This window comes from Streptomyces sp. URMC 129, from assembly GCF_051386415.1.
Classification (GTDB): domain Bacteria; phylum Actinomycetota; class Actinomycetes; order Streptomycetales; family Streptomycetaceae; genus Streptomyces.
Genome location: NZ_JBPQTQ010000207.1, coordinates 1 through 6,346, shown reverse-complemented (window position 1 = coordinate 6,346; position 6,346 = coordinate 1). Strand labels below are relative to the sequence as shown.

Sequence of the window (6,346 nt, the reverse complement as noted above, 5' to 3'; positions counted from 1 at the left end):
CCCGGTGGCCCTCGGGAAACCCGAGGGCCACCAGCGTGTTGATGAGCATGCCCACGCCGACGAAGTCGCCGATCTCCTTGTCGTCGGCGCCCAGGAGCAGGCGGACCGAGTCCCACAGCCGCTCCCAGGCGGCCCTGATCTCGGCGCCGAATTCATGGTCCCCGGCGGCGGTCGCGTTGTTCACCGCGACGAACATCTGGAGCTGGAACATGGGCCGGTCGCGGTCGGTGATCAGCTCCGCGTAGGCGGCGCCCATCGCCTCCCGCGCCGCCCCGGGGTCCAGCCCCTCGGCCGCGCGCTCGAACGCCTCCCTGACCTCGTCGGTGCACCGTCGCGCCGCCGCCAGGAAGATCGCCCGCTTGTCCGGGAAGAGCCGGAAGAGGTACGGCTGGGAGACGCCCACCCTGCGGGCGATCGCGGCCGTCGAGGTGCCCGCGTAACCGCTGCGGGCGAACTCGGTGATGGCCGCGCGGACGACGCTCTCGCGCCGCTCCTCCGCGGACATCCGGCTGCTTTCCCTGGCCATGGAGAGAAAGTTAGTGGTCAATCACTAATCATGTCAACCGGTCGCCGCCCGGCCCCCGTGGGCCGGTGCCCTCACGCGAGCCGGACCACCGCCCGGGCCATGCCGAGGACCTTCTGGCCGGCGCTGCGCGCGACGAGGTCGACGCGGACCGTACGGGCCTCGTCGTCCAGCTTGGCGGCGACGGTCGCGGAGACCTCGATCCGGGCGCCCTCGTCGTCGTTGGGCACCACGACCGGCTTGGTGAACCGCACCCCGTACTCCACGACGGCCGCCGGGTCCCCGGCCCAGTCCGTGACCACCCGGACCGCCTCGGCCATGGTGAACATGCCGTGCGCGATCACGTCCGGCAGCCCCACCGCCTTGGCGAACTTCTCGTTCCAGTGGATCGGGTTGAAATCCCCCGACGCGCCCGCGTACCGCACGAGCGTCTCGCGGGTGACGGGGAAGACGGCGGCGGGCAGTTCGGTGCCCGTCTCGATGTCGGCGTAGGCGATCCGGGCCGTCACGACGCGTCCTCCCCATCCTCTGTCCGGCGCGCCACCAGCTTGGTGTACGCGGTGACCACATGGTCCCCGACCGCGTCGTGCACCTCGCCGCGGACGTCGAGGATCTCGTTGCCGCCCCGGGAGGTGATGGTCTCGATGACGGAGGTGACCGACAGCAGGTCCCCCGCCCGGACCGGCCGGGAGTAGACGAACCGCTGGTCGCCGTGGACCACGCGGGAGTAGTCCAGGCCCAGCTTCGGGTCCCTGATGACCTGCCCGGCCGCCTTGAAGGTGATGGCGAACACGAACGTCGGCGGTGCGATCACGTCCGGGTGCCCGAGCGCCTTGGCGGCCTCGGGGTCCCGGTACGCGGGGTGGGGGTCCCCGATCGCGTCGGCGAACTCACGGATCTTCTCCCGGCCGACTTCGTACGGCTCGGTGGGCGGATAGCTCCGCCCGGCGAAGGACTGATCAAGGGGCATCGGCAGAATCCTCACCATCCGGGGCCATCGGCCCGCGTCCCGAAGCGCCGAGGCCGCCCCCGGCGTGGGGGCGGCCTCGGCGTCGAACCACTGTTCTGCGTCCTGAGTGGTCAGCGCGTCTCGCGGTGAGCCGTGTGCGCGTTGCAGCGCGGGCAGTGCTTCTTCATCTCCAGACGATCCGGGTCGTTCCGCCGGTTCTTCTTGGTGATGTAGTTCCGCTCCTTGCACTCCACGCAGGCCAGCGTGATCTTCGGGCGGACGTCGGTGGCAGCCACGTGAGTGCTCCTTGACGGATGGACGGGTCAAACATTTGGTTGAACAACAGAGAAGAGTAGCCGATCAGAGGGCCAACCCCGTAATCGGCTACTTGACGTAGCGGCGACCGGACTTGAACCGGTGACACAACGATTATGAGCCGTTTGCTCTACCGACTGAGCTACGCCGCCACGAGGTGGACGGCCACCCCCGGTGACGGCGGGAGACCTCGCACCTCAGAGCCCCAAAACGGAATCGAACCGTTGACCTTCTCCTTACCATGGAGACGCTCTGCCGACTGAGCTATTGGGGCGAGCGCTCAAGAGATTACACGCTCTGACCCGGAAGGCGAAATCCGTAAAGGCCGGGCCAACCGGCCTCTAGGCTCGCTCGCGATGCCAGAGCGTCTCCTCCTCAGCGGACCGCGGCTCGCCGACGGCCGGACCGTCGACGTCCGGCTCAGCGCCGGTCGCGTCGAGGCCGTCGGCACCCCCGGCAGCCTCTCCCCGCCCGCCCCGTCCGGGCCGCGGGGCGGGGACGACGACGCCCGCGTCGACCTCACCGGCTACCTGCTGCTCCCCGCCCCGGCCGAGCCGCACGCCCACCACGACACCGCGCTGACCGGCGTCCGCGCCGGCTCCGCCCCGCCGCCCGACACCCCCGTCGACCTGCGCCGCCGCGTCACCGAGGCCGCGCTCGCCCAGCTGGGCCACGGCGCCACCGCCCAGCGCAGCCACGTCCGGATCGGCGACGCGCGCGGGCTGGCGGCGCTGGAGGCGGCGCTCGACGCCCGGCGCGCGCTGCGCGGCCTGGCCGACCTCACCGCCGTGGCCGCGCCCCGGCTGCTCACCGGCCTGGCCGGAGCCGACAACCGGGCCCAGCTCCACGACGCCGCCAAGATGGGCGCCGACGCGCTGGGCGGCTGCCCGGACCTCGACCCCGACCCGGCCGGATACGTCGACGTCGTCCTCGGCGTCGCCGGCGAGCACGGCCGGGCCGTCGATCTGCACACCGAGGGGGACGACCCGGCCCGGCTCGCCCGCCTGGCGTCCGCCGCCGCCGCGCACCGGGCCGGGGTGACCATCGGCCCGTGCACCGGTCTGGCCCTGCTGCCCCCGGCCGCCGCCGCCCGCGCCGCCGACCGGCTCGCCGCCGCCGGGATCACCGTCGTCTGCCTGCCGCAGGGCCCGTGCGCCCTCTCCCCCGGCCGCCGGCCCGAGCGGGCGGCGACGCCGGTCCGGCTCCTCACCGCCGCCGGGGTCCGCGTCGCGGCGGGCGGCGGGGCGCTGCGGGACGCGGCCAACCCGGTCGGCCGGGGCGATCCGCTGGAGGCCGCGTTCCTGCTGGCGTGGCGCGGCGAGTGCCGCGCGCCGGAGGCGTACGCCGCCGTCAGCGGGCGGGCGCGGGCCGCGCTGGGGCTGCCCGAGGTGCGGATCGACGCCGGGTTCCCGGCCGAGCTGCTCGCGGTGCGCGGCGAGACGGTCGAGGAGGCGCTGTCCCTGGCCTACAGCCGGCTGGTGATCCACCGGGGCCGGATCGTCGCCCGGACCAGCGCGGTGCGGGAGTACGGCGACCCGCCGCCCGGTTCGCCGCCGGGCGGCCGGGGCGTGCCCCGGCAGGCGACGGGGTAGCGCCCGGTGGTGAGGCGCGGGCGTACCGTCGGGTGCATGCGCACAGTGATCGCTGGAGGACATGGCAAGATCGCCCGCCGCCTGGAACGGCTGCTGGCCGGGCGCGGGGACGAGGTCTCGGGCCTGATCCGCAGGCCCGACCAGGCCGGGGCGCTGCTCGCGGCCGGGGCGGAGCCCGTCGTCTGCGACCTGGAGTCGGCGGGCGTGGAGGACGTGGCCCGGCATCTGGAGGGCGCGGACGCGGCCGTCTTCGCGGCGGGCGCGGGCCCGGGCAGCGGGGCGGCGCGGAAGGAGACGGTGGACCGGGCGGCGGCCGTGCTGTTCGCGGACGCGGCCGAGCGGGCCGGGGTCCGCCGGTTCGTCGTGGTGTCGGCGATGAACGTGGACGAGGAGCCGCCGCCGGGCACCGATCCGGTGTTCGCCGCGTACCTGCGGGCCAAGGGCGCCGCCGACGCCGGGATCCGCTCCCGCTCCGGGCTGTCCTGGACGATCCTGCGCCCCGGCCGCCTCACCGACGGGCACGGCACGGGCCGCGTCCACCTGGCGGAGAAGGCGCCGCGCGGGGACGTCACCCGGGACGACGTGGCGGCCGTGCTGGTGACGCTGCTGGACACGCCGGGCACGGCGGGGCTGACGCTGGACCTGACCAACGGGGACACGCCCATCCCGGAGGCGGTCGCGGCCGTCCTGCGCTGACGGCGGGCGGCGGACGGGCGGGTTGCTCCGTCCGGGTTAGGGTCCGGGCATGTTCTCCTCCTCGCGGAGCTCCTCGTGGGCTTCCTCCCGGGCCGGACGGGTAGTCGTCGTGACGGCGGCGACGGCCGCCGCTCTGGGCGCGATAACGACGGCGGTGGTGGCGATGACGGACGCGGGTACGGGCGGGGCGGCATGCGAGTCCTCGGTGCCGTTCGCCTCGGGGACGGGCGGCTACGACACGTACCGCATCCCGGCCGCCGTCACCACGCCGGACGGCACGCTGCTCGCCTTCGCCGAGGGACGGGTCGGCGGCGCGGGCGACACCGGGCACATCGACGTGGTGGCCCGGCGCTCGACGGACGGCGGCTGCACGTGGGAGCCGCTGACCGTGGTGGCGGCGGGCGACGGCGACACCCGGGGCAACCCGGCGCCCGTGGTCGACCCGGCGACCGGGCGGGTGGTGCTGCTGACGTCGTTCAACAGCGGCGAGGTCACCGAGGCCGAGATCATGCGCGGCGAGGCCACGGCGGAGCAGAGCCGCCGGGTCTTCGTGCAGACGAGTGACGACGACGGCCGGACGTTCACCGCGCCGCGGGAGATCACGGCGGACGTGAAGCTGCCGGACTGGCGCTGGTACGCGACGGGTCCCGGGCACGGGATCGCCCTGTCGGACGGGGGCCGGCTGGTGGTCCCCGCGAACCATTCGGCGGCGCCGCCGGAGGGCTCGCCGGACACCGGCGAGGAGCCGGGGTACTACGGCGCGCACGCGCTGCTGAGCGACGACGGCGGCGAGACCTGGCGCATCGGCTTCGTGGACGACTCGTACGACGGGACGATCAACGCCAACGAGTCGGCGGTGGCGGAGCTGGCGGACGGGCGGCTGTACTTCAGCTCCCGCGACCAGAACGGCACGGGTGCGGGCCACCGCGTGGGCGCGTACTCGGCCGACGGCGGCGAGTCGCTGGAGGGCGACGGCTACGCGGCGCAGCCGGACCTGGCCGACGTGCCGGTGGTGCAGGGCAGCGTGCTCCGGCCGGACGACGGCCCGCTGCTGTTCTCCGGCCCGTCGAACCCGGACGCCCGGGAGGCTTTGACGGTGTGGCGCAGCGACGACGACGGCCGGACGTTCGACCGGGTGCTGACCGTGTCGGCCGACCCGGCGGCGTACTCGGACCTGGTCGGGCTGGCCGGGGGCGCGGCGGGCGTCTTCTTCGAGACGGGCGCCGAGGGGCCGTACGAACGGATCGAGTTCCGGCGGATCGAGGGCCTGTAGCCCGTCGGCGCGGGGGAGTTGGCGGCGACGCAGAAGGCCCCCGTCCTGCCCGGCGGCAGATCAGGGGCCTTGGTGCTGGGTGGCGGCGCCAGGATTCGAACCTGGGAAGGCTGAGCCGGCAGATTTACAGTCTGCTCCCTTTGGCCACTCGGGCACACCGCCTCGCAACGCGGTAAACGATACCCGATCGCGGGGGGTGGTCCGCCACTCGGTTGTCCGGGGTGGCCAGGGGTAGCGGGTGGCTAGGCTGTGCGCCGACCCTGCCCGACTCAGCCAGAGCACGAGGAGCCCAAGACACCATGGCCGACTCCAGTTTCGACATCGTCTCGAAGGTCGACCGGCAGGAGGTCGACAACGCGCTGAACCAGGCTTCCAAGGAGATCTCCCAGCGCTACGACTTCCGCGGCGTCGGCGCGTCGATCGCGTGGTCAGGGGAGCGGATCGAGATCCGGGCCAACGCGGAGGAGCGGGCCAGGGCGGTGCTCGACATCTTCCAGTCGAAGCTGATCAAGCGCGGCATCTCGCTCAAGGCTCTGGACTCGGGCGAGCCGCAGGCGTCGGGGAAGGAGTACCGGCTGTACTCCACCATCAAGGAGGGCATCTCCACCGAGGACGCCAAGAAGGTCACCAAGCTGATCAGGGACGAGGGTCCCAAGGGCGTCAAGGCGCAGGTGCAGGGCGACGAGCTGCGGGTGAGCTCCAAGAGCAGGGACGCGCTGCAGGAGGTGCAGCGGCTGGTGCGCGAGGCGGACTTCGACTTCGCGGTGCAGTTCGTCAACTACCGCTAGGGCCTGTCTTCGGACCTTCGCGGATCAGGCCGCCTCGTCGGCTCCCCCGGGCCCCTCGGGGGCCTGGGAGGTGCCCCCATGCGTCGGCAGCTCGTACGGTGGGGGCACCTCCCAGCCGCCAGGCTGAGGGAGCGTCGTGGCCCCGCGGAGATCCGGAAGAGAGGCCCTGGCCGCGCCCCGGCGGGGGCCGGGGAGCAGGGGGTGCGGGGT

8 protein-coding genes and 3 tRNA genes are annotated in these 6,346 nt (G+C 73.8%); 4 read left to right on the top strand and 7 right to left on the bottom strand.

What is annotated here, in order from left to right; genetic code table 11:
• From ACSNOC_RS26670 to ACSNOC_RS26645, 6 genes are all read right to left on the bottom strand, one after another.
• Window positions 1–505, bottom strand: a 505-nt coding sequence (locus tag ACSNOC_RS26670; protein WP_436750136.1) for a TetR/AcrR family transcriptional regulator, incomplete at its 3' end; no start/stop codon positions are given.
• Window positions 506–597: 92 nt separating this feature from the next.
• Window positions 598–1,032, bottom strand: coding sequence for a MaoC family dehydratase (locus ACSNOC_RS26665; protein ID WP_436750134.1), 435 nt, complete (start codon window positions 1,030–1,032; stop codon window positions 598–600).
• Window positions 1,029–1,493 (bottom strand): FAS1-like dehydratase domain-containing protein, encoded by a 465-nt coding sequence (locus ACSNOC_RS26660; protein ID WP_436750133.1) that lies wholly within the window; start codon window positions 1,491–1,493, stop codon window positions 1,029–1,031. Before ACSNOC_RS26660 ends, ACSNOC_RS26665 begins: the two co-directional genes overlap by 4 nt.
• 110 nt (window positions 1,494–1,603) lie before the next feature.
• Window positions 1,604–1,768, bottom strand: a complete 165-nt coding sequence (gene rpmG, locus ACSNOC_RS26655; RefSeq protein WP_004571794.1) for a 50S ribosomal protein L33 — start codon at window positions 1,766–1,768, stop codon at window positions 1,604–1,606.
• A 98-nt stretch (window positions 1,769–1,866) separates the two neighbouring features.
• Window positions 1,867–1,939, bottom strand: a tRNA-Met gene (locus ACSNOC_RS26650).
• 49 nt (window positions 1,940–1,988) lie between these two features.
• A tRNA-Thr gene (locus ACSNOC_RS26645) sits at window positions 1,989–2,061 on the bottom strand.
• A gap of 82 nt (window positions 2,062–2,143) precedes the next feature.
• On the opposite strand from ACSNOC_RS26645, the gene ACSNOC_RS26640 reads away from it, so the two are divergent.
• The 3 genes from ACSNOC_RS26640 to ACSNOC_RS26630 all read left to right on the top strand — a co-directional run bounded on the left by ACSNOC_RS26640 (window position 2,144) and on the right by ACSNOC_RS26630 (window position 5,348).
• A complete protein-coding gene (locus tag ACSNOC_RS26640; protein WP_436750132.1) occupies window positions 2,144–3,379 on the top strand; it encodes a hydrolase in 1,236 nt (411 codons plus the stop codon).
• 36 nt (window positions 3,380–3,415) lie between these two features.
• On the top strand, window positions 3,416–4,075 hold the full coding sequence (locus ACSNOC_RS26635) for an NAD(P)H-binding protein (protein WP_436750131.1): 660 nt from the start codon (window positions 3,416–3,418) through the stop codon (window positions 4,073–4,075).
• Window positions 4,076–4,238: 163 nt separating this feature from the next.
• Window positions 4,239–5,348: a sialidase family protein gene (locus ACSNOC_RS26630; protein ID WP_436750135.1), complete on the top strand. Its 1,110-nt coding sequence runs from the start codon at window positions 4,239–4,241 to the stop codon at window positions 5,346–5,348.
• Window positions 5,349–5,428: 80 nt separating this feature from the next.
• Here the strand turns inward: ACSNOC_RS26630 and ACSNOC_RS26625 are convergent.
• Window positions 5,429–5,510 (bottom strand) — tRNA-Tyr (locus tag ACSNOC_RS26625).
• Window positions 5,511–5,647: 137 nt separating this feature from the next.
• Between ACSNOC_RS26625 and ACSNOC_RS26620 the strand changes: the two genes are divergently transcribed.
• Entirely contained in the window at window positions 5,648–6,136 is a 489-nt protein-coding gene (locus ACSNOC_RS26620) for a YajQ family cyclic di-GMP-binding protein (protein WP_436750130.1), read from the top strand.
• The last annotated feature ends 210 nt before the right edge of the window (window positions 6,137–6,346 follow it).